The 25,878-nt window shown below is 67.1% G+C and carries 22 protein-coding genes; 8 read left to right on the top strand and 14 right to left on the bottom strand.

Going from position 1 to position 25,878, the window contains the following annotated elements; translation table 11 throughout:
• Window positions 1–6: 6 nt before the first annotated feature.
• The 6 genes from ACTG4X_RS22420 (at window position 7) to ACTG4X_RS22445 (ending at window position 9,294) form a co-directional block, all read left to right on the top strand.
• Entirely contained in the window at window positions 7–3,516 is a 3,510-nt protein-coding gene (locus ACTG4X_RS22420; protein ID WP_097198796.1) for a transglutaminase family protein, read from the top strand.
• Window positions 3,517–3,578: 62 nt separating this feature from the next.
• Complete coding sequence (locus ACTG4X_RS22425) at window positions 3,579–6,329, top strand: circularly permuted type 2 ATP-grasp protein (RefSeq protein ID WP_097198795.1); 2,751 nt, start codon at window positions 3,579–3,581, stop codon at window positions 6,327–6,329.
• Window positions 6,330–6,364: 35 nt separating this feature from the next.
• Entirely contained in the window at window positions 6,365–7,186 is an 822-nt protein-coding gene (locus ACTG4X_RS22430) for a basic amino acid ABC transporter substrate-binding protein (protein ID WP_093050827.1), read from the top strand.
• Window positions 7,187–7,197: 11 nt separating this feature from the next.
• Window positions 7,198–8,166 (top strand): transglutaminase family protein, encoded by a 969-nt coding sequence (locus ACTG4X_RS22435; RefSeq protein ID WP_093050830.1) that lies wholly within the window; start codon window positions 7,198–7,200, stop codon window positions 8,164–8,166.
• Complete coding sequence (locus ACTG4X_RS22440; protein ID WP_093080114.1) at window positions 8,163–8,621, top strand: RidA family protein; 459 nt, start codon at window positions 8,163–8,165, stop codon at window positions 8,619–8,621. The genes ACTG4X_RS22435 and ACTG4X_RS22440 overlap by 4 nt, the downstream gene beginning before the upstream one ends.
• Before the next feature lie 76 nt (window positions 8,622–8,697).
• Window positions 8,698–9,294, top strand: a complete 597-nt coding sequence (locus ACTG4X_RS22445; protein WP_097198793.1) for a nucleotidyltransferase family protein — start codon at window positions 8,698–8,700, stop codon at window positions 9,292–9,294.
• A gap of 25 nt (window positions 9,295–9,319) precedes the next feature.
• On the opposite strand, the gene ACTG4X_RS22450 is transcribed toward ACTG4X_RS22445, so the two are convergent.
• The 6 genes from ACTG4X_RS22450 to ACTG4X_RS22475 all read right to left on the bottom strand — a co-directional run bounded on the left by ACTG4X_RS22450 (window position 9,320) and on the right by ACTG4X_RS22475 (window position 15,717).
• Entirely contained in the window at window positions 9,320–9,985 is a 666-nt protein-coding gene (locus ACTG4X_RS22450) for an aspartate/glutamate racemase family protein (RefSeq protein WP_097198792.1), read from the bottom strand.
• A 21-nt stretch (window positions 9,986–10,006) separates the two neighbouring features.
• Entirely contained in the window at window positions 10,007–11,461 is a 1,455-nt protein-coding gene (locus tag ACTG4X_RS22455; RefSeq protein WP_097198791.1) for an MFS transporter, read from the bottom strand.
• 362 nt (window positions 11,462–11,823) lie between these two features.
• Complete coding sequence (locus tag ACTG4X_RS22460; protein ID WP_179830425.1) at window positions 11,824–12,666, bottom strand: MurR/RpiR family transcriptional regulator; 843 nt, start codon at window positions 12,664–12,666, stop codon at window positions 11,824–11,826.
• A 181-nt stretch (window positions 12,667–12,847) separates the two neighbouring features.
• Window positions 12,848–13,426, bottom strand: a complete 579-nt coding sequence (locus tag ACTG4X_RS22465) for a hypothetical protein (RefSeq protein WP_179830424.1) — start codon at window positions 13,424–13,426, stop codon at window positions 12,848–12,850.
• Window positions 13,427–13,508: 82 nt separating this feature from the next.
• Window positions 13,509–15,071: a serine hydrolase domain-containing protein gene (locus ACTG4X_RS22470; protein ID WP_097198790.1), complete on the bottom strand. Its 1,563-nt coding sequence runs from the start codon at window positions 15,069–15,071 to the stop codon at window positions 13,509–13,511.
• 157 nt (window positions 15,072–15,228) lie between these two features.
• Window positions 15,229–15,717 carry a MarR family winged helix-turn-helix transcriptional regulator gene (locus ACTG4X_RS22475; RefSeq protein ID WP_097198789.1) on the bottom strand — a complete coding sequence of 163 codons (489 nt, stop codon included), beginning with the start codon at window positions 15,715–15,717 and terminating at the stop codon, window positions 15,229–15,231.
• Between the two features lie 46 nt (window positions 15,718–15,763).
• Here ACTG4X_RS22475 and ACTG4X_RS22480 point away from each other — a divergent pair, with 46 nt between their 5' ends.
• Together ACTG4X_RS22480 and ACTG4X_RS22485 are read left to right on the top strand one after the other, a co-directional pair.
• Entirely contained in the window at window positions 15,764–17,263 is a 1,500-nt protein-coding gene (locus ACTG4X_RS22480) for an FAD-dependent oxidoreductase (RefSeq protein WP_097200766.1), read from the top strand.
• Between the two features lie 104 nt (window positions 17,264–17,367).
• On the top strand, window positions 17,368–19,104 hold the full coding sequence (locus ACTG4X_RS22485; protein ID WP_097198788.1) for a GMC family oxidoreductase: 1,737 nt from the start codon (window positions 17,368–17,370) through the stop codon (window positions 19,102–19,104).
• Here the strand turns inward: ACTG4X_RS22485 and ACTG4X_RS22490 are convergent.
• The 8 genes from ACTG4X_RS22490 to ACTG4X_RS22525 form a co-directional block, all read right to left on the bottom strand.
• Complete coding sequence (locus ACTG4X_RS22490; protein ID WP_093050851.1) at window positions 19,004–20,029, bottom strand: LacI family DNA-binding transcriptional regulator; 1,026 nt, start codon at window positions 20,027–20,029, stop codon at window positions 19,004–19,006. The genes ACTG4X_RS22485 and ACTG4X_RS22490 overlap by 101 nt on opposite strands.
• A gap of 52 nt (window positions 20,030–20,081) precedes the next feature.
• Window positions 20,082–21,071 (bottom strand): 2-hydroxyacid dehydrogenase, encoded by a 990-nt coding sequence (locus ACTG4X_RS22495; protein WP_097198787.1) that lies wholly within the window; start codon window positions 21,069–21,071, stop codon window positions 20,082–20,084.
• Window positions 21,072–21,076: 5 nt separating this feature from the next.
• Window positions 21,077–22,030, bottom strand: a complete 954-nt coding sequence (locus ACTG4X_RS22500) for a sugar kinase (protein WP_097198786.1) — start codon at window positions 22,028–22,030, stop codon at window positions 21,077–21,079.
• Window positions 22,031–22,040: 10 nt separating this feature from the next.
• Entirely contained in the window at window positions 22,041–22,784 is a 744-nt protein-coding gene (locus ACTG4X_RS22505) for a sugar phosphate isomerase/epimerase family protein (RefSeq protein ID WP_097198785.1), read from the bottom strand.
• A complete protein-coding gene (locus ACTG4X_RS22510; RefSeq protein WP_093050863.1) occupies window positions 22,785–23,540 on the bottom strand; it encodes an amino acid ABC transporter ATP-binding protein in 756 nt (251 codons plus the stop codon).
• 29 nt (window positions 23,541–23,569) lie between these two features.
• Window positions 23,570–24,367 carry a transporter substrate-binding domain-containing protein gene (locus ACTG4X_RS22515; protein WP_093050866.1) on the bottom strand — a complete coding sequence of 266 codons (798 nt, stop codon included), beginning with the start codon at window positions 24,365–24,367 and terminating at the stop codon, window positions 23,570–23,572.
• A gap of 61 nt (window positions 24,368–24,428) precedes the next feature.
• The gene (locus ACTG4X_RS22520; RefSeq protein ID WP_093050869.1) at window positions 24,429–25,082 is read right to left on the bottom strand and encodes an amino acid ABC transporter permease; all 654 of its coding nucleotides are present in this window, start codon (window positions 25,080–25,082) and stop codon (window positions 24,429–24,431) included.
• A gap of 24 nt (window positions 25,083–25,106) precedes the next feature.
• A complete protein-coding gene (locus ACTG4X_RS22525; RefSeq protein ID WP_093050872.1) occupies window positions 25,107–25,778 on the bottom strand; it encodes an amino acid ABC transporter permease in 672 nt (223 codons plus the stop codon).
• Window positions 25,779–25,878: the final 100 nt, after the last annotated feature.

Genomic DNA, 25,878 nt, shown 5'->3' on the forward strand with positions numbered 1-25,878 from the left:
AAACGCATGTCCATTCACGCCGCTCTCCACCACGTCACCCACTACAAATACGACCGCCTGGTGCAGTTGGGCCCACAGGTCGTGCGCTTGCGTCCCGCGCCGCATTGCCGCAGCAACGTCATCTCGTATTCGCTGCGGGTCGAGCCCGCCGAGCACTTCGTCAACTGGATGCAGGACCCGTTCGCCAACTACCAGGCGCGGCTCGTGTTCCCCGAGAAGACGCGCGAATTCAAGGTCACGGTCGACCTCGTGGTCGAGATGGCGGTCTACAACCCCTTCGACTTCTTCCTCGAGCCACAGGCCGAGAACTTCCCGTTCAAGTACACGGCCTCGCAGGCCGAAGAGCTCGCGCCCTACCTCGTCACCGAAGCGCCCACGCCGCTGCTGCAGGCCTACCTCGACAAGATCGATCGCAAGGAGCAGCGCACCATCGACTTCCTGGTCGGCATCAACCAGCAGGTCCAGCAAGACGTCAACTACCTGATCCGCATGGAGCCCGGTGTGCAGACGCCGGAAGAAACGCTCACCAGCGGCAGCGGCTCATGCCGCGACTCGGGCTGGCTGCTGGTGCAACTGCTGCGCCACTGCGGGCTGGCCGCGCGTTTCGTCTCGGGCTACCTCATCCAGCTCACGCCCGACGTGAAGGCGCTCGACGGCCCGAGCGGCACTACGGTCGACTTCACCGACCTGCACGCCTGGTGCGAAGTGTTCCTGCCGGGCGCAGGCTGGATCGGCCTCGACGCCACCTCGGGCCTGCTGGCTGGCGAGGGCCACATTCCGCTGGCCTGCACGCCCACGCCTTCGAGCGCGGCGCCCATCGAGGGCGGCGTCGACGAATCCGAGGTCGAGTTCGGCCATGAGATGAAGGTCACGCGCATCTACGAATCGCCGCGCGTCACCAAGCCCTACACCGAAGAGCAGTGGTCCGAAGTGCTGGCCCTGGGCGACGCAGTCGATGCGCGCCTTAAGGCCGGCGACGTGCGCCTCACCATGGGCGGCGAGCCGACCTACGTGGCCACCAGCGACCGCGACGCGCCCGAATGGAACACCGACGCCCTCGGCCCCACGAAGCGCGGCTACGCCACCGAGCTCGTGCACAAGCTGCGCGCCGAGTACGGCAAGGGCGGCTTCCTGCATTTCGGCCAGGGCAAGTGGTACCCGGGCGAGCAACTGCCGCGCTGGGCGCTGTCGATCTTCTGGCGCGCCGACGGCCAGACGCTGTGGCACGACCCCGAGCTGTTTGCCGACGAGCGCTTTCCCACGCACTACACGAGCGAAGACGCGCGCCGCTTCACCACCGTGCTGGCCCACAAGCTCGGCCTGACCGAGCGCTACATCCAGCCCGGCTACGAAGACATCTACTACTACCTCTGGCGCGAACGCCGCCTGCCGGTGAACGTCGATCCCTTCGAGTCGAAGCTCGACGACGAACTCGAACGCGTGCGCCTGCGCCGCGTGTTCACGCAGAAGCTCGACGCGGTGATCGGCTACATGCTGCCCATCGAGCCCGGCAATGCGAACGGCGACGCCCCCGCGCTCTCCGGCCCGGCCTGGAAGACCGGCCCCTGGTTCCTGCGCGACGACCGGCTCTACCTGATCCCCGGCGACTCGCCCATGGGCTACCGCCTGCCGCTCGACTCGCAGCCGTGGGCCAGCAAGGGCGACTACCCCTACCTGATCGAGCGCGACCCGACCGCCCCACGCGGAACCCTGCCTAGCGCGGCCGACTACCGTGCGCGCTACAGCACGGGTGTGGCCGGTGCTGCAGGCCTCGGCGACGTGCCCTACACCTTCGGCACGCCGCCAGTGGTGCCTGCGTCGCTACGCATGCAAAGCCCCGGTGATGCGGCGAGCGGCGATACGGCGGCTGCAGCAGCGGCCGATGAGTCCACCGACAAATCGACCACCCGCCAGCCGCTGCGCGGCGAATCAGCCCACTGGGTCACGCGCACCGCGCTGTGCGTCGAAGTGCGCGACCCGCGCCGCGCCAACGGCCCCTCCGCCGAGAAGAAGGGCAATGCCTCGGGCGTGCTCTACGTCTTCATGCCGCCGCTCGCGCGCCTGGAGGACTATCTCGACCTGGTCGCAGCAGTCGAAGCCACCGCGCGCGACCTGGGCGTGCGCATCGTGATGGAAGGCTACCCGCCGCCGCGCGACCCGCGACTGAAGATGCTGGCCGTCACCCCCGACCCGGGCGTGATCGAAGTCAACATCCACCCGGCCCACAACTGGAAGGAACTGGTCGACCACACCGAGTTTCTCTACAACGCCGCGTTCGAAACCCGCCTGTCGGCCGAGAAGTTCATGACCGACGGCCGCCACACTGGCACCGGCGGCGGCAACCACTTCGTGATGGGCGGCGCCACGCCCGCCGACAGCCCCTTCCTGCGCCGGCCCGAGCTGCTGGCCAGCCTGCTGCTCTACTGGCACAACCATCCGTCGCTGAGCTATCTGTTCTCGGGCATGTTCATCGGCCCGACGAGCCAGGCGCCGCGGGTGGACGAGGCCCGCAACGACCAGGTCTACGAGCTTGAAATTGCCCTGAAGGAAATCGCGAAGAACCGCGAGATCTATGGCCAGAACATGCCGGCCTGGCTGGTCGACCGCACGCTGCGCAACATCCTGATCGACGTGTCGGGCAACACGCACCGCAGCGAGTTCTGCATCGACAAGCTCTACTCGCCCGACTCGAGCACTGGCCGCCTCGGCCTGCTGGAGCTGCGCGCTTTTGAAATGCCGCCGCATGCGCGCATGAGCATCGCGCAGCAACTGCTCATTCGCGCACTGGTCGCCCGCTTCTGGGACGAGCCCTACAAGGCGCCCGTTACCCGCTGGGGCACGGAGCTGCACGACCGCTTCCTGCTGCCGACCTTCGTCAAGATGGACTTCGACGACGTCATCAGCGAGATGCGCCAGGCCGGCTTCGCCTTCGATGCCGACTGGTTCGCGCCGCACTTCGAGTTCCGCTTCCCGCTGGTGGGCCAGATGCAGGCGATGGGCGTGGAGCTCTCGCTGCGCAACGCGCTCGAACCCTGGCACGTGATGGGCGAAGAAGGTTCGGCCGGCGGCACGGTGCGCTATGTCGATTCGTCGCTCGAACGCATCGAGGTGCGCGTGACCGGCCTGAACGAGAGCCGCCACGTCATCACCGTCAACGGCAAGGTGCTGCCGCTGCAGCCCACCGGCGTGGTCGGCGAGTTCGTGGCCGGCGTGCGCTACAAGGCGTGGAACCCGCCTTCGGCCCTGCACCCGAGCATCCCGGCCCACGCGCCGCTGACCTTCGACCTGGTCGACACCTGGATGAAGCGCTCCCTGGGCGGCTGCCAGTACTTCGTCGCCCACCCGGGCGGGCGCAATTACGACACCTTCCCGGTCAACGCCTACGAGGCGGAAAGCCGCCGCCACTCGCGCTTTACCCGCACCGGCCACACGCCCGGACTCATGCGCACGCCCCCGGCAACCATCGAGCTGCCGGGCAGCCGCGAATTCCCGTTCACGCTGGATCTGCGGCGATAAGGGGACATTTAGCACGCTGCCCAAACGGATACCCGTGAAGGCAGTGTGACAATCCCCCTCCTGTGGAACCTTTGAACGAATCCCTGTTCGACGCCCAGGCACTGGAGTTTCCAGCGGCCCTGGCGTCGGCGCTCGCCCCGCCGGCCATGCCCGGCCATTTCGATGAACTGCGTGGGCAGGCCACCGCGGTAGCGCCTGTACGGCCAGTGCCGGGGGCTGCGCCAGCCCCTGCGCCCGCCCCGCTGCTGTACGACGCCGCGGTCGAACGACCACCGGCCGCTGGGCAGTCGCAGTCCCAATCGCAGTCGTCGCAGTCTCAATCCCAGACGCAGACACAGGGCCCCTCCGGCGAACAACCGCCGCTCACGCCCGCCTGGAACGCCTTCTTCGAACAGCTCGGCCCGGGCGGTTTCAACGACCTGCCCCGACGCGCGGCCAGCCTTGAACGGCAGATCCGCGACAACGGCGTCACCTACAACGTGTACGCCGACGCCAATGGCCCGCAGCGCCCCTGGTCGCTCGACCTGTTCCCGCTGATCGTCTCGCCCGAAAGCTGGAGCCAGATCGAGGCCGGCGTGCTGCAGCGCGTGCGCGTGCTCGACCGGGTGATGGCCGACGTCTACGGCCCGCAGCAGCTGCTGGCCGAAGGGCTCATTCCCCCGGCACTGGTGCGCGGCCACCCCGGCTACCTACGCGCGCTGCACGGCGTTAAGCCGCCGGGCGACACCTGGCTGCACATCACCGCCTTCGACCTCGCGCGCGGCCCCGACGGCAACTGGTGGGTGGTTTCGCAGCGCACGCAGGCGCCCTCGGGCCTGGGCTACCTGCTCGAAAACCGCCTCGCCATCACGCGGCAGTTTCCTCAGGCCTTCGAAGCGCTGCACGTGCAACGCCTGGCCGCCACCTACAGCGCCATGATGGAAGGCCTGCAGCGCATGTGCCCGGCCGGCGTGCCGCCGCACATCGCGCTGCTCACGCCCGGCCCGTACAACGAAACCTACTTCGAGCACGCGTATCTCGCGCGCTACCTGGGCATCACGCTGGTCGAAGGCAGCGACCTCACGGTGCGCGATCAGCGGCTCTACCTCAAGACGCTGCAGGGCCTGCGCCCGGTGCACGGCCTCATCAAGCGGCTCGACGACCAGTTCCTCGACCCGCTGGAGCTGCGCCCCGATTCCACGCTCGGCGTGCCCGGCCTGCTGCAGGCCATTCGTGCCGGCAACGTGCTGGTGGCCAACATGCCGGGCTCGGCGTTCCTCGAATCGCCCGCGCTGCTCGGCTTCTTGCCGGGGCTGGCGCGCCGCCTGATCGGCGAAAAACTCAAGCTGCCCGCGCTGCCCACCTGGTGGTGCGGCGAGCGCGCCGCGCTCGAATCGGTGCTGCCGCAGCTGGCCGACTGCGCCATCAAGCCCACCTACCCCGGCTTCGACGGCCGCGCCAGCTTCGACGCCGTGCTCGGCAGCCAGCTCGGCCGGCGCGAGCTCGACGAATGGGCCGGCCGCATCGTGCGAGAAGGCGACGTGCACACCGTGCAGGGCTACCAGCCGCTGTCGCAGATGCCCACCTGGGCCAACGACATGGGCCCGGGCCACATCGCGCCGCGCGCCGTGCTGCTGCGCGTGTTCGCGGTGAGCGACGGCGCGCAGTCGTGGCGCGTGCTGCCCGGCGGCCTGGCCCGGCTCGCTGGGCCCGATGCGCAGATCGCGTCGATGCAGCGCGGCGGCAGCAGCGCCGACGTGTGGGTGCAGACCCACGGCGAGGTCGACCGCACCACGCTGCTGCAGCCGCACGCCACGCCGGCATCGCTCGCGCGGCACCGCGCGCCCGTTACCAGCCGCGCAGCGGAAAACATGTTCTGGCTCGGCCGCTACACCGAGCGCGCCGAAAACGCCGTGCGCCTTGCGCGCCTCACGCTCAACTTGCTGGGCAGCGAAGACCAGTCCTCGCGCCCGTTGCTCGAATGGCTGCACCGCATGGCGCTGCGAAATGCACTGGTGCCGGCCGAAGTGCCGAGCGCGCCGCAATCGCGCCGCGTGTTCGAACGCGCGCTCATCGCCGAACTGGGCGATGTGGAGCGCGGCGGCAGCGTGGGTTTCAGCCTGATGTGCATCCGGCAAGCGGCCGCCGCCGTGCGCGAGCGCCTGTCGCAGGACAACTGGAACCAGATCGTGCGCGCCGAGACCGACTTCCTGCGCCGCGCGGCCGAGCAGGCTGGCGAGGGCAGCTTTGCCAGCAGTGCCGCGTTGCGCGCCCTCGAATCCGCCAGCACAGCGCTGGCCGCCATGACCGGCGCGCAGACCGACCGCATGACGCGCGACGACGCCTGGCGGCTGCTGTCCATCGGCCGCCACATCGAGCGACTGGGCTTCTTGTCGAATGCGCTGGAGGCCGGCTTCGACAACGGCGCCGTGCACGAAGTGAGTGGCTTCGAGGCAATGGTGGCGCTGTTCGACAGCACCATCACCTTCCACGCCCGCTACCAGCAGCGCCGCGACGTCGCCACCATGGTCGACCTGCTGGTGCTCGACGCCGAGAACCCGCGCTCGCTCGCATGGGTCACGCAGACCCTGCGCGGGCGCATTGCACGGCTGGCCGGCAGCGCGCCCGGCAAGCTGACCGCGCTGTCGTACGAACTGCCCGACCCGGCCGGCTGGACGCTCGAACACCTCTGCGCCGCAGGGCCCGAAGCCAACTACCCGGCCCTCGTCGAGCTGCTCGCCAACTGCGAGACGGCCGCCTACCATGTGTCCGATGCGATCGGCACACGCTACTTCACGCTGACATCCGAATCGCTGCGCTCGGTCGGAGCCTGATTCCCAGACAAAGACAGTTCCAAGGAGGCATATCCATGTCAGGCATCGCCATCAACCGCCGCTTCGCACTCACCGCCGCCGGTATGCTCGCGGCGCTCGCCATCGCGGCCTGCAGCAAACAGGAGCCTGCCGCGCCTGCCGCAGCCAGCGCACCGCCCCCGCCGGCCGCCGCCCGCGTGCTCGTGGTCGGTACAGACGCCGCCTACACGCCCTTCGAATCGCAGAACGACAAGGGCGAGATCGTGGGCTTCGACATCGACGTGGTGAAAGCGGTCGCGCAGAAAGCCGGCATCGAGGTGAAGTTCGTCAACACGCCGTGGGAAGGCATCTTCAACGCGCTCGACCAGGGCGACCGCGATCTGCTGGTGTCGGCCATCACCATCACCGACGAGCGCCGCCAGACGATGGATTTCTCGCAGTCGTATTTCGACGCCAGGCAGCTGATCGCCGTGAAGAACGACTCGCCCGTCACGAAGTTCGATGACATCAAGACCCTGAAGGTCGGCGTGCAGAACGGCACCACGGGCGACGAGGTCGTGGGCAAGCTGCTGGGCAAATCGAGCACCGCCATCAAGCGCTTCGAATCGACGCCGCTCGCGCTCAAGGAACTCGAAGCCGGCGGCGTGCAGGCCGTGGTGGCCGACAACGGCGTGGTGGTGCACTACATCGCCAACAACACTGCAGGCGGCTTCAAGACGGTGAGCGATGCGAACTTCCCGGTCGAGAAGTACGGCATTGCCGTGAAGAAGGGCAACACCGAACTGCTCGCCAAGATCAACCAGGGCCTCGAAGGCATCCGGGCCGACGGCACCTACGCCAAGATCTACGCTTCGCATTTCGGCGCCGAGTCGAAGTAGGCCAACCCATCATGCTGCTACACGTCACCCACGAAACGCGCTACGAGTACGCGCCGCCGGTCGAGACGGCGCAGCACCTCGCCCACCTGAAGCCGCTGGCCACCGACTCGCAGCGGCTCGTGAGCCACAAGCTCGCCATCGAGCCCGCGCCCGCGCAGCGCAGCGAAGTGGCCGACCTGTACGGCAACACGCGCGCCTTCTTCGCGCTGGAGGCCACGCACGACCGGCTCGTCGTCACGGCCGAGAGCGTGGTCGAAACCTCGGTGCCCGTGCTGCCCGCCACCGTGGCGCGCGAGCTGCCCTGGGAGAGCGTGCGCGAACGCTTCCGCTTCCGCAAGGACGCCACCTTCGATGCGGCCTCGGAGTTCGTCTTTCCCTCGCCCTACGTGCCGCGCCACGACGATTTCACGGCCTATGCGCGCGCCAGCTTCGTGCCCGGCCGCCCCACCTTCGACGTGGCGATGGACCTCACCGAGCGCATGTACGAAGACTTCGCGTACGACGCCGACAGCACCGAGATCAACACCCCCGCCGTCGAGGCCCTCGCGCAGCGCAAGGGCGTGTGCCAGGACTTCGCCCACATCATGATCGCGTGCTTCCGCACCATGGGCCTGCCCGCGCGCTACGTGAGCGGCTACCTGCTGACACAGCCGCCACCCGGCCAGCCCCGGCTGGTGGGCGCCGACGCCTCGCACGCCTGGGTGTCGGTGTACCTGCCCGGCGACGGCCCCGAAGGCGTCGGCAGTCAAGGCGGATGGGCCGACTTCGACCCCACCAACGGCCGCCAGCCGGGCGAAGACTACGTCACGCTCGCCATCGGCCGCGACTACTCCGACGTATCGCCGATGCGCGGCGTACTCCATGGCGGCGCAAGGCACACGCTGCGGGTCGGCGTGACCGTGCAGCCAGTGGGGGAAGTGATCGAGGGCCTTCCGCAAACCCGGACACAATCGCCTTCCCAAGACAAGGAGTCTCCATGAGCGTTTACGACAAACTTTCCAGCCTCGGCATCACCCTGCCCCCGGTCTCCGCCCCCGCCGCCGCCTACGTGCCCTTCGTGCAGACCGGCAACCTCGTGTTCCTCTCGGGCCATATCGCGAAGAAGGACGGCAAGGTCTGGGCCGGCCAGCTCGGCGCCAACATCAGCACCGAAGAAGGCAAGCAGGCCGCACGCGCCATCGCCATCGACCTGCTCGGCACGCTGCATGCGGCCGTGGGCGACCTCAACAAGGTCAAGCGCATCGTCAAGGTGATGAGCCTGGTCAACTCGGTCGGCACCTTCACCGAACAGCATCTGGTGACCAACGGCGCGAGCGAGTTCTTCGCCGAAGTCTTCGGGCCTGAAAAGGGCGCGCATGCACGCAGCGCCTTCGGCGTGGCGCAGGTGCCGATGGGGGCTTGCGTGGAAATCGAGCTGATTGCTGAAGTCGGCTGATCCGCTTCTTTCGCATCTCCACGATTCGAGGCCTGACGGCAATGGTCGTCAGGCCTTTTTGCATTGCGTCGACACCATGCCATTGACACCCACCGGCTTGATCGGGCAAGCCATGCAGGACCCGGTCAACGCCGCGCTGCTTTCACGCCTGCCCGGCCTCGGGCTTCGCCAGGGCTTCCTGACCGCCGGCTGCCTGTTCCAGGCGACGTGGAACCGTCTTTCCGACAAACCGCCCGGCTGGGGAGTGAAGGACTACGACGTCTTCTACTTCGACGACACCGACCTGTCGTGGGAAGCCGAAGACATCGTGATCCAGCGCGTGCAGAAAGCGGTGGCCGACCTGGGCGTGAGCGTGGAGGTCAAGAACCAGGCGCGCGTTCACCTCTGGTATGAGCAGCGCTTCAAGTCGCCCTACCCCCGGCTCGGGTCCGCGCGCGACGGGATCGACCGCTACCTCATCGCATGCACCCGCGTCGGCATCGACCTGGCCGACGGAACGCTCTATGCGCCCGACGGGCTGGACGACCTGGCAGCGGGCATTCTGCGCATGAACCCGCTGCTCCCGATGCGCGAGTTGTTCCTCAAGAAGGCGGCGGACTACCAGGCGCGATGGCCGTGGCTGCGGATCGTGCAGCCGGAAGCGGCTACTTGCGCTTGCAGCTCGACACCGTGATGAACACGCCCACGGTGCTCATTCCTCATGCTCCCCGGGTTGCTGCGAACCGCGAACACAGCAGTCGCATGGCGGCCGAGATGGGCGCGATCACCGGCACGTCGAACCGTGGGGCCAGCGCCAGTGCGGCCTGCCCCAGCGGGCCGCCGCCGATGATCACCGCCTGGGCGCCGTCTTCGTCGATGCAGCACTGCACGGCCTTTGCCAGCGCTTCTTCCAGCGCCTGCGGATCGGCTGCCAGCGCGCGCGGGTCGCCTTGCGTCAGGCGGATGCCGGTGTAGAGAGCGCGCAGTCCCAGCGCGGCCGCCCTGCCCTCGATGGGCGACACCAGTTCGGGCGTGACCGTGGCAATGCCGAAGCGGCGGCGGCCCTCGCTGGCCGCGAGCATCGATGCTTCGGCGATGCCGACCACCGGCACGCTTGCTTCACGGCGCAGCAACTCGATGCCCGGATCGCCGAAGGCGCTGACGATCACGCCATTCCACCTTCCGCCGGCAGCGGAACGCCAGGCTTTCAACACCTCCGTCGCAGCCGCATTCAGCTCGTCTTCATTGACGATCATGGTCGGCCCGCCGGTCGCGGTGATGCCTGTCACGCGGCATCCGGCCGGTGCCTCGCTGCTGGCGATCTTCGCCATCATTGCGGTGGTCGACGACGACGAGTTGGGGTTGATGAGCAGGATTTCTTGCATGCGTGAGGACTCTCTGAAAATTCAACCCGGCTGCACGATCTTCGTGGTCGGGGCAGCGCCGTCGCCGGGGCTTTCACCCGGCAGCGGCAACGCATCGGGCGACTGGCCATAGGTCTCGGGCACGCTCTGCACGCTGACCACGAAGACCGCGTACATACCGGCCGCAAGGCTGAACACGCCGACCAGGCCGAAGGCATCGAAGAGCCGGCCCGCCACCAGCGGCATCAGCGCGCCTGCCGCTGTGCCAGTGGCAAGAATGAAGGCCGTGCCGAAGGCTCGCACCCGGGTCGGGTACAGCTCGGGCGCAAAGATCCAGATCGTCGTGTTGAGCAGCAGCACGAAGAACTGGAACACCGCGCCGGCAATCAGGATCACCACGATGCTCTTGGCAACGAAGCCGATGGTCAACGCCGCCAGGCAGGCGCACACGGCGCCGGCCGTCAGCACGCGCTTGCGCGGAAAGTGAAAACCCAGCAGCGAGGCTGCGATGGCCCCCAGCAGGCTCCCGCCCTGCATCACCATCGTGAAGAGCAGACTCTTCGACATGCTGTAGCCCAGGGCAACAAGGATGGTCGGCATCAGCGTGAGCACCGAGATCTGCGCGCCGTAGGTCATCCAGATCGTGATGCACAGCGGAATGGTCCGCCGCGCCAGTGCACCGCGAAAGATCTCGGTCACGCGTACCTTGATGCGGGCATTCGGCGCGGCCAGCCCATCGTCGGTGATGTACTGATGCTGCGGCACGTTCTTCTTCGAAAGCCTGCCCGACGCCAGTCGCGACAACACCGCATTGACTTCCTTCACCTTGCCCTGCGACAGGAGGAAGCGCGGCGTCTCGGGGATGTAGCGGCGATAGAAAGCACCGAGTAGCGCCGGCACCATCAGGCAGGCGAACAGCCAGCGCCATGCGTTGTCGCCCGGGAACATCCAGAACACCAGCAGGCCGAAGCCCGGCGCCAGGAAGTTGCCGAGCCCACCCGCGCCGACGTTCACCAGCCCGACAGCGGTGCCGCGGAACTTGGTCGAGCAGAACTCGGCCAGCATGGTGACGGCGATCGCGATCTCGCCGCCCAGCCCGAAACCCACGACCGCGCGGCCCAGCGCCATCACCGCCAGGTTGGGCGCCATCGCGCAGATGCCTGCGCCGAGGGTGAACAGCAGCAGGTCGATCGACAGCATCACGCGCCGGCCGTAGCGGTCGGCAATGAAGCCCGAGATGATCCGCCCCACCGCCGCGCAGGCGAAGGTGACGGTGTTCAGCAAGCCGATGTCGGAAGCGCTGAGCCCCCACTGCTCGCGCAGCATCGGTCCCACGATACCCACGGCATTCTGCTCGAAGCTGTCGAACAGGCAGCCGATGAGGATCAAAAAGATGATCGTGTGGTGCGATCGCGTGACGCCGATCTTGTCGAGCGCTCTGTCGAGTTCGGCGACCCGGGGCGAGTCGGGTCCGGAAGAGAGTGCAGGTCCAGCCATAGGAAACCCCTTGAGAAAGGTATGAAGTGCTTTGCTCGGCGCAGTCCGGAATCGCTTCGCATGCTATCGGCGACTCCATCGGTCTGACATATCGATTTCACCTAGTTTGTTTTTGTGAAATCTAAATTTCATGCAAAACATCCCTATGCAAGCGACATGCCCGCCTGCGCGTGACGCACGTAAACCACGTGCCGCAGGGGTACTTTTCAGAGGGGAAAGCGTGGAATGACCGTCACAGGCGGGCGCATCCGAGACCTGTTGCAGTCTCTGCGGATGCACCTTGGATGGGCAGATGTGCACTACGGTCGTGCGTCTTTTCAGTGCACTCCGACCAGATCAGGCCAGTCGAGCGCCGCTGCCGCTCAAAGCTCGCCGTTTTCCTCGTGCTCGAGCTCGATCGCGGCCAGACGCTTGCGACCGGCGGAGCCCGAGGCTTCGATCACCATCGTGGCGATCAGGTCGCAGATGCCCATCACGGCAGTGTGATTGTCCAGAAGCCCCGGCCCCCGGCAATCGCATTGCAGCGACCAGGTGGCCCCAGCGAAGTCCGGCGAGGCCTTGTCGCTGATGTAGACGATCTTCGCGCCGGCCTTGCTGGCGCCCGCGAGCAGGATGTCCATCTGCCGCGTCTGCCGTCGCGTGCCGAAGACGATCACGCAGTCGCGCCCGGTCAGGCCGGCCAGGTGCTCGGCCAACGTCTCGCCGGGCCCCGGAATGGCGGTGACGCGCGGCACCACCTGCACGATCTGCCAACGCAGGTAAAGGGCAAAGGCATGGCTGCTGCGGCTGCCGAAGATCAGCACCTGCCCCGCGCCGATGATCGCCTTCACGATGCCGGCCATCTGCCTGTCGTTGAGCCGGTCGAAGGTGCTGGCCAGGTTGGCCTGAGACTGCTGGAAATGCGCGGCGACAAGGTGGCCGCGCTTCGACGCCTCGGTCGCGTTCTGGAACAGCGGCGAACCCGTCTGCTTTTCCTCGCGAACCTGGCGCCGGGCCTCTTCGTAGTTCTCGTAGCCGATGCGACGGATGAAGCGGCTCACCGTCGAAGGCGACACCCCCGCCAGTTCCGCCAGCTCGTTGCCCGCATAGCTGGCCAGCTCGCCCGGAAACTCCAGGACGAAATCGGCAAGCTGCCGCTCGGTTGCGGACAACTGGTCGAGCTGGCTGCGGACGCGGCGGACAAAGGAATCTGCGGACATGGGCATGCGAGTGGGAGAGGCGCACGATGATGCCATGCCGTCCCCTTCCCGCAGCAGGATGTACGTCCCTCCTCTTCCCTGGAGATCCCGGACTTGATCGCAGCATCCCGCACCCTCGTCGCCCTGGCCGCACTGTTCGTTGCAGCTCATTCAATGTCGAGCCATGCGGCAGAGCCGACGTGGTTCATCATGAACCGCGAATCGGGCCGCGTGCCGCTCGCGGAGTTGCGCGACGTCTTTCCGTCGCTGACGGATCGCGAGGCAGCGCATTGGCGACGACCTGCACCGCCTCGCGCCGACGACGCACCACGGCGGTCGGCCGCATCCGCAGCCCGCCCGGCGCCCTCGGGCGATTCCGATGCGCCCCATTGACGATGGGCAACGGCTGCGCCGATTGCCGGTGCGCCTCGAAGCGCGCTTCCTTCTGCTTCAGGTAATGCATGAGCACATGCGAAACCATATTGAGCCCGAAGGTGCCGAACGCAGCGGGAATGATGTAAAGCGCAATCGACAGCTCGGACGAGAAGACGATGTCGTCAGCCAGCGAAGGCGTGGCCTGCGCCTCCAGCGAGAGCGCTCGCAGCACGAAGATGTCCACGCCCGCGAGCAGGATCAGCAGCAGGCCGAAGGCAAGCACGGCCTTCTTGGAGAACTCGCGCCGCACGAACAGCGTGACGAAGATCGCGGCCGGGCACACCAGCGAGCAGAGCACCAGCACCCAGAAGCGCACCTGCGTGAAGATCGTGGCGTCCGAAAGCATGTGCATGACGGACATTGAGCCACGAACCGCGCCCGTCAATTTGTCCGGGAAGTGAAGCGCCGGTAAAAGCGCCTCTCAAAAAGTGTGGCTAAGTCTTCGCGCGCGTCCCCGTGAGCGTAGGCATTTCGGTTGCGCTGGAGTTCACATTGACGCTGCGGTCGAAGCGCATGTACGGCCCGGAGAAGCGGCACTCCACGGTGTCGCGGAAGGCCGACTCGACGAAGGTCCACGTCATGACGAAGGTGCGCGCGTCGCGCCACTCGCCGCTGGCCACCACGCGCATCACCTCGGGCTGGTACTCGTGGTGCAGCTTGTTGCCGGTGATGGTGGTGTCGCCCTCGAAGGGCTTGCGCAAGCCGACCTGCACCTTGTGCGTGCCGCGGTCGTCCTCCATGGTGAAGACGCAAGACTCCGCGGAAGAGAAGTCGAGCCGCATGGACTTGATCTTCTCCGGGTTCTCCGCAAAGTCAAAGCGCTGGCCCGACACGTTCGCGGCAACGGGCGAGCTGGTCGGCTTCACCGGCGGCAGCAGTTGCAGCGTGCGCGTGCGGGCCTTGAGCGCGGCGTAGTCCTTCTCGCTGGCCACGGCAGTAGCGCCGAATGCCGCGGGAAAGTGCTTGTACAGGATGCTTGCGTTGAACCCGGCCTTGGGCGGCAGCGCTGAGTTGAGCGCGAGCACCGCGTTCTGCTCGGGGAACACCACCGAGTACTGGCCGAACAGGCCGTCGGCGTTGTAGGCGCCGTGCTGGCCCAGCCACCACTGGTAGCCGTATCGGTCCTTGGTGTGCGGCGCGTGCACCGAATCGACCCAGGCCTTCGTAAGGATCTGCTTGCCGTTCCACTGCCCGTTCTGCGCATGCAGGATGCCGAGCTTGAGCGAATCGACCGTCTTCCAGCTCAGGCCGTTGGCGCCTGGCGAAATGCCCTCGGGGCCCACGTCCCACTCATAGCCGGTAATGCCCAGCGGCTCGAAGAAGCGCGGCTTGAGGTAGTCGGCCGTCGATTGCCCGGTGGTCTTCGTCACGATGGCCGACAGCATGTAGGTAGCCGCGCTGGTGTAGACGAACTTGCTGCCCGGCGTGTAGACCACGGGGATCTTGAAGAACTCGGCGATCCAGCTTGTGCGAATGGGCCGCCACACCGAGCCCGACACCATCGACTCGTGTCCGGTGCGCATGGTCAGCAGGTCGCGCACGGTCATGGCCGCGAGGTTGGCGCTGACCGTGGGCGGCAGGTGCTCGGGAAAGAAGGACACGACCTTGTCGTCGAGTCCGAACTTGCCGTCGGCAATGGCCATGCCGACCGCGCACACGGTGACGCTCTTGGTCAGCGAATGCGTCATGTGCCGGCGCTCGGGCTTGTAGGGGTCCCACCAGCCCTCGGCCACCACATGGCCGTTGCGCCACAGCATGAAGCTGTGCAGCTCGAACGCGCCGCGCTCGGCATCGTCGAGAAAGGCGAGGATCGACGCCGACGAAATGCCCTGCGCCTCGGGCCGGCTGCGCGGCAGGCCGTCGGCAAAGGCCGGCGCGGCGGCGCCGGTGGCGGCCCAGCCGATGCCGGGCAGCGAGGCCATGGCGGTGCCGCCAAGGGAAAGGCGCAGCAGGCCGCGGCGCGAGATGGCGGGGGTCGTTGTTGTTGTCTCTTCCATGTTCCTGGCTTCCTTGTCTTGCGGGATGGACCGGTTGCGACAGTGTCGCGCCGGTGGCTGTCAATCGCCTGTCTGCAGCGGCAGAGGAAACCCGATGAGGCCCCGGTCGCGCGCCATGTGTTCAAAGGTCAGCGAGGCAGCGCCCCTCTCAACTCGATCAACGCTCGCCTGCAGGGCCCGCCTCGATATCGACCGCAAACTTCTGCAGAAGCCGCACCAGCTCCTCGAAATCCTGCTGTTCCCACTTGGCAAATATGGCGCGCCCCAGCCGTTCCCTTGCTGCATCCACGGCATCGGTCATGACCTTGCCCTTCGGCGTCACGATCGCTTCGCGCACGCGCCGGTCGTGAACGCCGCCCTGGCGCTCCACCAGGCCAAGACTCTCCAACTTCGCGACCTGCCGGCTGACCGTGGTGTAGTCGCGCCCGACACGGTCGGCGAGCTCGACCACGCCGATCGGTCCTACGCGTTCGATGCCCACCAGCAGCGGAAACAAGGCGCGGTCGAGCGAGATGCCCGCTTCGCGCACCATCGCCTCGTCGCGCTGCGGGCGATTCATGACGCTCACAACGGTCAGCAGCGCACCGTGCAGCGCCCGCAGTTGCGCGGATATATGTGTATCTTGCACATTTATTTTCTTTGGCATAGCATCCGCTCCTATTGAGTGCATATTACACATATTGGAGTTTGCCATGACACAGCAGTTTTCCGCCGACGTCCTGATCTGCGGCGCCGGCGCAGCCGGCCTCACGCTCGCCATCGACCTGGCGCGGCGAGGTGTTTCCTTCCGCCTGATCGAGAAGATGGACACGCCTTTCCGGGGCTCGCGCGGCAAGGGCATCCAGCCGCGAACGCAGGAGGTCTTCGAGGATCTGGGCATCCTCGAGCGGATCGTCGCGGCCGGCGGCCTGTATCCGCCCTCGCGGGAATACCGCGCTGACGGCAGCCATACCGATTCGCTGGTGATGGCGCACGAAGCACCGACACCTTCTGAACCCTATGGCTCTCCTTTGATGGTCCCGCAGTTCCTGACCGAGGGCGTGATGCGCGAGCGCCTGACCGAGCTCGGGCATCGACCCGCGTTCGGCTGCGAACTGATCGGCTTCGAGCAGGACGAGGACGGCGTGACGGCGCGGCTGGCCAGCGCGGCGGGTGAAGAAACGCTGCGCGTGCGCTTTCTCGTCGGCGCCGACGGTGGCCGCAGCTTCGTGCGGCATTCGCTGGACATCGGCTTTCCGGGCAAGACGCTGGGCGTGCGTGCCGTGGTGGCCGATGTCGTCCTGTCAGGGTTGGGGCGCGAAGCATGGCACCGCTTCAACGAAGGCGAGATGAATGCACAGATGTCCCTGTGCCCGCTCGCCGGAACGGAGCTGTTCCAGCTGCAGGCACCGATACCGCTGGAGGGCGACATCGACCTCTCCGCACAGGGGCTGGCAGCAATGGTTGCCGAACGCACCGGCCGCGACGACATCCGTATCCACTCGGTCTCGTGGGCCTCGGCCTTCAGCATGAACGCGCGTCTGGCCGATCGCTACCGGGCAGGTCGCGTGCTGCTGGTCGGCGACGCCGCACACGTCCATCCCCCCACCGGCGGGCAGGGGCTCAACACCAGCGTGCAAGACGCCTACAACCTTGGCTGGAAGCTGGCGGCAGTTGCCGCCGGCGCACCCGGTACCGTGCTCGACAGCTATGAGGAAGAGCGCCGCCCGATTGCCGCGGACATGCTCGGGCTCGCCACGAAGTTGCTCGGCGAAGCGAAGCGCGGCGAGATGCGGCGCGGGCGGGAAGTGCATCAGCTCGACCTCGGGTACGCCGAATCGTCCCTCGCGATGGAGAAGCCGGCACGCATTGGCGGCCTGCAGGCAGGTGACCGCGCGCCGGATGCGCCGGTCACCGGCGCCGCCGGGCAACCGACGCGCCTGTTCGAGCTGTTCAAGGGCGCGCATTGGACGCTGCTGGGCTGCGAGGTCGAGCGTCGCGACGTGGCACCGCGCCCAGGCCTGCACATCCACACCTTCGGCGAAAGAGGCGACCTGCGCGACCATGGCGGCCATTTCCGCGAAGCCTATGGGCTCGCGTCGGGCGACTGGGTGCTGGTGCGCCCGGACGGCTATGTCGGCGCCATCGTCGACTCCGCCCATATCGAAGAGCTGCAGAGGTATCTGCACGACCTCGGCATGACCTCGGCCTGACTTCGGAGACAAGGGAAAACGCCAAGCCCTGATTGCACGTTCATTCCTACAGTCGAATCCGTCCGCGCGGACGCAGGCAGCACAGAACAAAAGGAAGAAGCGCCATGGAATTCGACTACGTCATCGTGGGTGGCGGCTCCGGCGGCGCCACGCTGGCCTCGCGGCTGAGCGAAGACCCCGCCGTGAAGGTCTGCCTGGTCGAGGCCGGCGGCGACGGCCGCGGCATCCTGGTGCGGGCGCCTGCCGCCACGGTGGCGATGCTGCCCGGCCGCCCGCGCATCAACAACTACGCCTACCAGACCGTGCCGCAGCCTGGCCTGAATGGACGCCGTGGCTACCAGCCACGCGGACGCTGCCTGGGCGGTTCCAGCGCGATCAACGCCATGCTCTACGTGCGCGGCCATCGCGACGACTACGACGACTGGGAGCGCGCGGGCTGCACCGGGTGGTCGTTCGACGCAGTGTTGCCCTACTTCAAGCGCGCCGAGGGCAACCAGCGCGGCGCGAGCGCACTGCACGGTGCCGACGGGCCGCTGCAGGTCTCGGAGCAACAGAGCCCGCGCCCCATTGCCGAAGACTTCGTGCGGGCCGCCGAGGAGTGCGGCATTCCGCGCAACGAAGACTTCAACGGCGCCGAACAGGAAGGCGCGGGCCTCTACCAGGTCACGCAGTTCCACGATAGCGCGCGCAACGGCGAGCGCTGCTCGGCGGCCGCCGCCTACCTGCATCCGGTGATGAACCAGCGCCCCAACCTCAAGGTGCTGACCGACACGCAGGCCCTGCGCGTGGTGCTCGAAGACCGGCGCGCCACCGGCGTGGAAGTGCGGCACAAAGACGGCAGCATCGAGACCCTTCACGCGCGGCGCGAGGTGGCGCTGTGCGGCGGCGCATTCAACTCGCCGCAACTGCTGATGCTCTCGGGCATAGGCGACCCGGCCGAGTTGGGCCGCCACGGCATTGCCGTGCAGCATGCACTGCCGGGCGTCGGCCAGAACCTGCAGGACCACACCGACTTCATCCTCGCCTACACCTCGAAGCACACCGACCTGTTCGGCATCGGTGTGGTGGGTGGCCTGCACCTGGTGAAGGCCATCGCCGAGTGGCGCAAGAGCGGCAAGGGCATGATCGCGACGCCGTTCGCCGAGGGCGGCGCCTTCATCAAGTCGTCGCCCGAACTGCGGCGGCCCGACCTGCAACTGCACTTCGTGATCGCGATCACGGATGACCATGCACGCAAGCTGCACGCGGGCTTCGGCTTCTCGTGCCACGTGTGCGTGCTGCGCCCCAAGGGCCGCGGCGACGTGCGCCTGAACGATGCCGGCCCAGGCTCGCCGCCGCGCATCGATCCGCGCTTTCTGTCAGACCCCGAGGACATGGCGCTGCTGCTGCAAGGCGTGAAGAAGATGCGCGAGATCTTGCGCGCGCCGGCGCTCGAAAAGTACCGCCACCGCGAGCTCTACACGGCCGACGCGCACACCGACGAAGAACTCGTTCAGCACATTCGCGCGCGCGCCGACACCATCTACCACCCCGTGGGCACCTGCAAGATGGGCACGGATGCGATGGCGGTGGTCGATGCAAAGCTGCGCGTGCACGGCATCGAGAACCTGCGCGTGGTCGATGCCTCGATCATGCCGACGCTGATCGGCGGCAACACCAACGCGCCAACGATCATGATTGCCGAACGCGCGGCCGACTGGATGCGCGGGCCGATCACCTTCGACCGCGCGCAGCAGGACGCTAGAGCGCCTGCGACGAGCCCCGCACCACCAGCTCTCCAGGCAGCAGCAACTGGCGCGGCGCCGCATCCAGCCCACGCAGCCTCTCGATCAGGCAGGTAGCGGCCGTGCGGCCGATGGCGTCGGTAGGCTGTGCCACGGTGCTCAGGCCGGGGCCGATGAGTGAGGCCCATTCGGGATCGTCGAAGCCGACAAAGCCGAGGTCGGCGCCAAACTGCCAGCCCAGCCGCGCCATGGCCTGCGCGATGCGCAGCGTGACCACGGCATTGCCCGCGACCACCGCGGCCCGTCGGCCGCGCTTGGCGCGCTGACGCAGAGCGCGCAAGGCCTCGTCGAGCGCATCGCTCTCGCCCTCGACGCACTCGAACACCTCGCCCGCCACGCGCGGCTCGTGCGCGGCCACGCAGGCACCGAAGGCGGCCGTGCGTTCGCGCCGCGAGCTCACGCCCTTTTGCGGCTCGGTGACGTAGAGCAGCTCGCGATACCCGCCTTCGACCAGATGACCGCAGGTGGCCTGCATCGCGGCGTGGTTGTCGAGCGAGACGAAGTCGGTGTGCATGCCGGTGTGGCGCCGGTCGACCAGCACCGCCGGCTTGCCGTGCAGCGTGACCGCGTCGACCACATTGCTGCCGCGGCCCAGCGTGTTGAGGATGAAGCCGTCGACCTGGTAGCCCGCCAGCGCGTCGATGGCCTCGCGCTCGCGTTCGCTCTCGTTGCCGAGGTTGAACAGCATCACGAGGTAGCCGGCGTCCTGACAGGCCTTCTCGGCGCCGCGCAGCACCGCCACCGAGTACGGATTAGTGATGTCCGCCACGATCAGGCCGATGAGCCGTGAGCGGCCATGGCTCAACGCCTGCGCCATCGGGCTCGGCGAATAGGCCAGCGCCGCGATGGCGACTTCGACGCGCGCGGCGATGTCGGGGCTCAGGAGCCGCTCGCGGTGATTGAGGAAACGCGAGACGGTGGCCTTGGAGACGCCGGCGGCTTCGGCGACGTCGGCGATGGTGGCGCGGCCGGTCGGCTTCATGGTTTTGCTCCCGCCCTCCCCCAGCGGGGGAGGGAGAAAAACCGGCTCGTGCTCATGCGTTCGCCGTGTCGTACGGCGCAGTCGGCTTCTCTCCGGCCAGCACCTGCAGCAGGTTCGTCGTGGCGAGCTCGGCCATGGCGTGTCGCGTCTCGTGCGTGGCCGAGCCGATGTGCGGCAGCGGCGTCACGCGCGGATGGGTGCGCAATGGCGAATCGGCCGGCAGCGGCTCTTTCGCGAACACATCGAGGCCGGCGGCGCGCAATGTGCCGTAGTCGAGTGCGTAGAGCAGCGCGTCTTCGTTCACGGTGGCGCCACGGCCACCGTTGATGAAGGCTGCACCGGGCTTCATGCGCGCGAAGAAGGCGGCGTCGATCATGCCGCGCGTCGCGTCGGTCAGCGGCAGCATCGCGAGCACGATGTCGGCGCGCGCGAGCAGGTCGTCCAGCGGCGTGTGCGTGGCGCGGCCTTGCAATTCGGGCGCCTGCGTTGCCAGGTCGACCGGGCGGCGTGCGTGATACAGCACCGGCATGCCGAAGCCCAGCGCACCACGGCGCGCCACGGCCTGCCCGATGCGGCCGAAGCCGAGAATGCCCAGCGTCTTGCCATGCACGTCGGTGCCGAAGAGCTCTTCGCCGATGTTCTTCGTCCAGTGGCCTTCGCGCACGAGCGTAGAGAGTTCGACCACGCGGCGCTGCGTGGCCATGAGGATCGCGAACACCGTGTCGGCCACCGTTTCGGTGAGCACGTCGGGCGTGTGGCACAGCACGATGCCACGCTTGTGCAGCTCGGCCAGCGGATAGTTGTCGACACCGACCGACACGCTCGAAATCACCTGGAGCTGCGGCGCCCCGTCGAGCAGCGCGGCATCGACCGTATGGCTCGACCCGATCAGCCCGTTCGCGCAGCGCAGCGCGGCGGCAAAGGCCTCGGGTTCCTTGCGCGGATCGGCCACGACCACGTGGTGCACGGCTTGCAGGCGCGCCAGCTGGTCTTCGGGCAACGGCCGGAAGACGAGCACGTTCTTCTTCGACACATTCGTCATGGTGTTCAGAGCCCCGCTTCTTCGAGTTGTGCCCGCGTCGGCAGGCCTTCGGTGTCGCCCAGCACCTGCACCGCACGCGCGCCGATCCATGCGCCGCGGCGCACGGCCTCGGGCACGCTCTTGCCTTCGAGCAACGCGCTCACCACGCCGGCTGCGAAGCCGTCGCCCGCGCCCACGGTGTCGATCACTTCCTTCACCGGGAAACCGTCGACGCGGCCGGTACCGGCCACGTCGCTGTCGTAGTAGGCGCCCTCGGCGCCGAGCTTGACGACCACCAGCTTCGCGCCCCGATCGCGATAGAACTTCGCCACGTCTTCGGGCTTGTCATGGCCGGTGAGGAGCAGACCCTCTTCGATGCCGGGCAGCACCCAGTCGGCGCGCGAGGCGAGTTCGTTGATCCAGTGGCGCATGGTCTCGGTGGACGACCACAGCGTGGGGCGCAGGTTGGTGTCGAACGAGATGGTGCGGCCGGCAGCGCGCATCACGTCCATGGTCTTGAGCGCGGCCTGCAGGCTGGTGTCGGAGATGGCGGCGAACACGCCGGTGGCGTGCAGGTGACGCGCCGAACGCAACCATGCTTCGTCGACGTCGGCCGGGCCCATGTGGCTCGCGGCCGAGCCCTTGCGGTGGTATTCGATCGGCGGGTCGCTGCCGTCGGTGACACGGCCCTTGAACTGGAAGCCGGTGCGCTGCGTTGCGTCGGTGATCACGTGCGAGCAGTCGATGCCTTCGGCGCGCATCGCGGCCAGCAGCGCGCGGCCCATCGAGTCGGTGCCGAGCCGGCTGGCCCAGCCCACCTTGAGGCCCAGGCGCGAGAGGCCGATGGCCACGTTGGTCTCGGCGCCGGCAGTGCGCTTGTGGAACGCCTCTGCGTTTTCCAGCGGGCCGGGCCGATCGGCCACGAGCAGCAGCATGGCTTCGCCGAAGAGTGCAACGTCGAAGGCGGTTGGTTCTGTCATGTTTTTGTTCCTACGCCCGCGCGGCGCGGATGAAGTCGATCTGCGCGCGGGTAACGGCCAGCAGGTCGTCGCCCACGAGCGGGTATTCGATGGCGTGCGGCACGTCGGCCGGCAGCGCGCGCAACACCGAGCGCCATGGCGCGACAGAGTCGCCCAGCGGCACCGCTACCCACTTGTTCGGCAGGCGCTGCGCGCCCTTGCAATGCACGTAGCGCACGCGGTGGCCGAGCGCCTGCGCCGCCTGCAGCGGGCACTCGCCGAGCCAGTGCCAGTTGCCCATGTCGAAGGTCATGCCCAGCAGCACGCCGGCGCGGTCGGCCACGTCGAAGAAGGTCTGCAGCGCGGGCAACGTGCCGGCGCGCACAGTCTGGTCGTTCTCGATGAGCAGCTCGATGCGGGTTTCCGCGAGCTCCACCTTCAGGCCCCAGAGCGAGCCGTGAGAAGAAGCCTGGAAGTCGCCGATGGACATCTTCAGCCGCTTCGCGCCCACGCGCGTGGCGGCAGCGATGCCGCGCTTGAGCGCTGCACTGTCGAGCCAGCCGCCCTGCGCCCACAGGCCCTCGGGGCTGGAGTACACGGAGGCCAGCCCGCTCAATGCGGGCAGCTCGGCATCGGCGTCGCGCAGCATCTCGCCGCGCACTTCGACCGAATCGGCGCCCGCCGTGCGTGCCAGCTGCGAACACCAGAGCTGGCCATGCCGCCCCACCTCGGCCGCGCCGAAGGACGACAGAGAAATCAGAACGGAGAAGGACATTCAGTGGGCTTGGTGGGAGCTGAGGATCTGGCCAAGGAACTGGCGGGTGCGCTCGTCCTTCGGGTTGCCGAAGAACTCTTCGGGCGGCGCCTGCTCGACGATCTTGCCTTCGGCCATGAAGATCACGCGGTCGGCGACGCTGCGGGCAAAGCCCATTTCGTGCGTCACGCACAGCATGGTCATGCCGTCTTCGGCCAGGCCGATCATGGTGTCGAGCACTTCCTTGACCATCTCGGGGTCGAGCGCCGAAGTGGGCTCGTCGAACAGCATGATCTTGGGCGTCATGCACAGCGCGCGAGCAATCGCCACACGCTGCTGCTGCCCGCCCGAGAGCTGGCTCGGATACTTGCCAGCCTGCTCCGGAATGCGCACGCGCGTGAGGTACTTCATGGCCACCTCTTCCGCCTGCGCCTTCGTCATGCCGCGCGAACGCATCGGCGCAAGCGTGCAGTTCTCGAGGATGGTGAGGTGCGGGAACAGGTTGAACTGCTGGAACACCATGCCGACCTCGGCACGCACCGCGTCGATGTTCTTGCCGCCGGCCGTGAGGTCGATGCCGTCGACCACGATGCGGCCCTTCTGCACCGTCTCGAGCCGGTTGATGCAGCGGATGAGCGTGGACTTGCCCGAGCCCGAGGGCCCGCAGATCACGATGCGCTCGCCCTGGCGCACCGACAGGTCGATGCCGGTCAACACCTGGAATTCACCGTACCACTTGTTGACCGCTTCCATGCGGATGATCGATTCCGTCGTCATGCCAGGATTCCTTCAGCCTCGGGGGTTGCTTATTGCATTTTGGGCAGGTCGGCCTGCAGCCACTTCTGATACAGCTTGTTGAGCTCGCCGTTGGCGGTGTTCTTCTGCACGAACTCGTTCACCGCCTTGTGCAGCTCTTCCTGGCCCGGACGCATCGCGATGCCCATCGACTGCTGCACCAGCGTGAACTTGTTTTCGAAGGTGTTGGCGGGTACGCGCTTGGCGATCTGCGCTGCCACGGTCACCGAGCAGCCGATGGCATCGACCTGGCCCGAGATCAGCGCCTGCATGGCAGAAGCGTCGTCGTCGAAGCGGCGGATTTCAGTGCCTTCCGGCGCGGCCTTGGTCACGGCCACGTCTTGCGTCGAAGCGCGAGCCACGCCCACGCGCAGGCCCTTCAGGTCGCCTGCCGCCTTGATGGAGGTCTTGGTCGCACCGTACAGCACGATGGTGGCGGCTGCGTAGGGCTGCGAGAACTGCACCTGCTTCGCGCGCTCGGGCGTCACGGCCAGCGAAGCCACCAGCAGGTCGACCTTGTTGGTCAGCAGGAAGGGAATGCGGTTCGGACCCGTCACCGGCACGATGTTGGCCTTGACGCCCCAGTCCTTGGCCAGCAGCTTGGCCACGTCGGCGTCGTAGCCGTCGGGCTGGTTCTTCGCGTCGGTGGTGCCGTAGGGCGGAAAGTCGACCAGCATGCCGATGGTGATCTCGCCCTTCTTCTTGATATCGGCAACCGTCTGCGCCGAGGCGAAGGGTGCGAACACGGTGAGGGCGGCGCCGAGGCCGAGGGCTGCGAGCGCTGCGCGGCGGGAAGTGATGACGGTCATTGGATGTGTCTCCTGAATAAAAGAAGGAAGCGACGAGAAAGAAAAAGAACAACGAAAAGGGTCAGCGCGCGAGAGCGCGGGCCCGGCGGCGCTCCATGCGCGCGGCCAGCAATGAAAGCGGCCAGCAGATGGCAAAGTAGATGGCTGCCACCACCGAGAACACGATGAGCGGCTGGAAGGTGGCGTTGTTGACGATCTGCCCCGCACGCGTCACTTCGACAAAACCGATGATGGCCGCGAGCGAGGTGCCCTTGATGATCTGCACCACGTAGCCCACCGTGGGCGCCAGCGCGATCTTGAAGGCCTGCGGCAGCACCACGTCGCGCATGCGCGAGCTGTACTTCAGGCTCAGCGCCTCGGCCGCTTCCCACTGTCCGCGCGGAATGGCCTCGATGCAGCCGCGCCAGATCTCGCCGAGGAAGGCCGCGCTGTTCAGGATGAGCGCAACGCCGGCGGCAACCCACGGGTTGATGTCCAGCCCCAGCACCGGCGCGCCGAAGAACACCAGGAACAGCTGCAGCAGCAGCGGCGTGCCCTGGAAGATCTGGATGAAGGTGGTCGATACGGCCCGCGCCCACGTCGATTCAGACGTGCGCATCAGCGCAATGATGAGCCCCAGGATCGCGCCGCCCACAAAGGCGATGGCCGACAGCGCCAGCGTCCACTTGGCCGCTTCGAGGATGAAAAGGAATTCGGGAAAACCGAAGGTGCGCATGTTGTTGTCTCCGTCCGTCGTCTCTTACCGGCGGTCCGGGTAGTTGAGCGTGCGCTTGTAGATCAGCTTGAACATGGCCGAGAAGGCCAGCGCCAGCGCGAGATAGATGGCGGCCACGACGATGTAGATCTCGAAGCTGCGGAAAGTCTGCGACTGCAGGTTGGCGGCCACCGAGGTCAGGTCGTCGGCCGAGATGACCGACACCACGGCCGAGCTCAGCATCAGCAAAATGAACTGGCTCGTGAGCGCCGGGTAGATGGCCTTCAGCGCGGGCTTGATGATGACGAAGCGGAAGATTTCCCAAGGCTTGAGGTTCAGCGCCCTGCCCGCCTCGATCTGCCCCTTGGGAATCGACTCGATGCCCGCGCGGATGATTTCCGTGGCGTAGGCGCCCAGGTTCACCACCATGGCCACCAGTGCGGCCGTCTGCGGCGACCAGCGCAGCCCGATGGCCGGCAGCGCGAAGAAGAAAAAGAACAGCTGCACGAGGAACGGCGTGTTGCGGATCACCTCGATGTAGGCGTTGACCAGAAAGCGCAGCCAGCCCGGCCCCGAGGTCTTGCCCCAGGCACAGAAGATGGCCACCACCAGGCCCAGCACCGTGGCAATGAGCGAGAGCTGGACCGTGATCCACGTGCCCTTGAGCAGCAGCGGCCAGGCGGCAAAGACGGCGTCGAATTGAAACTGGTAGTTCATGGTGGGCGGACCCGAATGCGCGCCGGGTGGGCGCGTGCGTGCCCCGAAAGCAAGGCTTGCAGCTTATATGAAACCGGTTTCAGGCTCATATAGGGATTCC

The sequence above is a fragment of the Variovorax sp. YR566 genome (genome assembly GCF_051992195.1).
Lineage (GTDB): Bacteria > Pseudomonadota > Gammaproteobacteria > Burkholderiales > Burkholderiaceae_C > Variovorax.

Coding starts and splice junctions, on each gene's coding strand:
- ACTG4X_RS22420 (WP_097198796.1), top strand. CDS start 7: ATGTCCATTCACGCCGCTCTCCACCACGTCACCCACTACAAATACGAC.
- ACTG4X_RS22430 (WP_093050827.1), top strand. CDS start 6,365: ATGTCAGGCATCGCCATCAACCGCCGCTTCGCACTCACCGCCGCCGGT.
- ACTG4X_RS22435 (WP_093050830.1), top strand. CDS start 7,198: ATGCTGCTACACGTCACCCACGAAACGCGCTACGAGTACGCGCCGCCG.
- ACTG4X_RS22440 (WP_093080114.1), top strand. CDS start 8,163: ATGAGCGTTTACGACAAACTTTCCAGCCTCGGCATCACCCTGCCCCCG.
- ACTG4X_RS22445 (WP_097198793.1), top strand. CDS start 8,698: ATGCCATTGACACCCACCGGCTTGATCGGGCAAGCCATGCAGGACCCG.
- ACTG4X_RS22450 (WP_097198792.1), bottom strand. CDS start 9,985: ATGCAAGAAATCCTGCTCATCAACCCCAACTCGTCGTCGTCGACCACC.
- ACTG4X_RS22455 (WP_097198791.1), bottom strand. CDS start 11,461: ATGGCTGGACCTGCACTCTCTTCCGGACCCGACTCGCCCCGGGTCGCC.
- ACTG4X_RS22460 (WP_179830425.1), bottom strand. CDS start 12,666: ATGCCCATGTCCGCAGATTCCTTTGTCCGCCGCGTCCGCAGCCAGCTC.
- ACTG4X_RS22465 (WP_179830424.1), bottom strand. CDS start 13,426: ATGCACATGCTTTCGGACGCCACGATCTTCACGCAGGTGCGCTTCTGG.
- ACTG4X_RS22470 (WP_097198790.1), bottom strand. CDS start 15,071: ATGGAAGAGACAACAACAACGACCCCCGCCATCTCGCGCCGCGGCCTG.
- ACTG4X_RS22475 (WP_097198789.1), bottom strand. CDS start 15,717: ATGCCAAAGAAAATAAATGTGCAAGATACACATATATCCGCGCAACTG.
- ACTG4X_RS22480 (WP_097200766.1), top strand. CDS start 15,764: ATGACACAGCAGTTTTCCGCCGACGTCCTGATCTGCGGCGCCGGCGCA.
- ACTG4X_RS22485 (WP_097198788.1), top strand. CDS start 17,368: ATGGAATTCGACTACGTCATCGTGGGTGGCGGCTCCGGCGGCGCCACG.
- ACTG4X_RS22490 (WP_093050851.1), bottom strand. CDS start 20,029: ATGAAGCCGACCGGCCGCGCCACCATCGCCGACGTCGCCGAAGCCGCC.
- ACTG4X_RS22495 (WP_097198787.1), bottom strand. CDS start 21,071: ATGACGAATGTGTCGAAGAAGAACGTGCTCGTCTTCCGGCCGTTGCCC.
- ACTG4X_RS22500 (WP_097198786.1), bottom strand. CDS start 22,030: ATGACAGAACCAACCGCCTTCGACGTTGCACTCTTCGGCGAAGCCATG.
- ACTG4X_RS22505 (WP_097198785.1), bottom strand. CDS start 22,784: ATGTCCTTCTCCGTTCTGATTTCTCTGTCGTCCTTCGGCGCGGCCGAG.
- ACTG4X_RS22510 (WP_093050863.1), bottom strand. CDS start 23,540: ATGACGACGGAATCGATCATCCGCATGGAAGCGGTCAACAAGTGGTAC.
- ACTG4X_RS22515 (WP_093050866.1), bottom strand. CDS start 24,367: ATGACCGTCATCACTTCCCGCCGCGCAGCGCTCGCAGCCCTCGGCCTC.
- ACTG4X_RS22520 (WP_093050869.1), bottom strand. CDS start 25,082: ATGCGCACCTTCGGTTTTCCCGAATTCCTTTTCATCCTCGAAGCGGCC.
- ACTG4X_RS22525 (WP_093050872.1), bottom strand. CDS start 25,778: ATGAACTACCAGTTTCAATTCGACGCCGTCTTTGCCGCCTGGCCGCTG.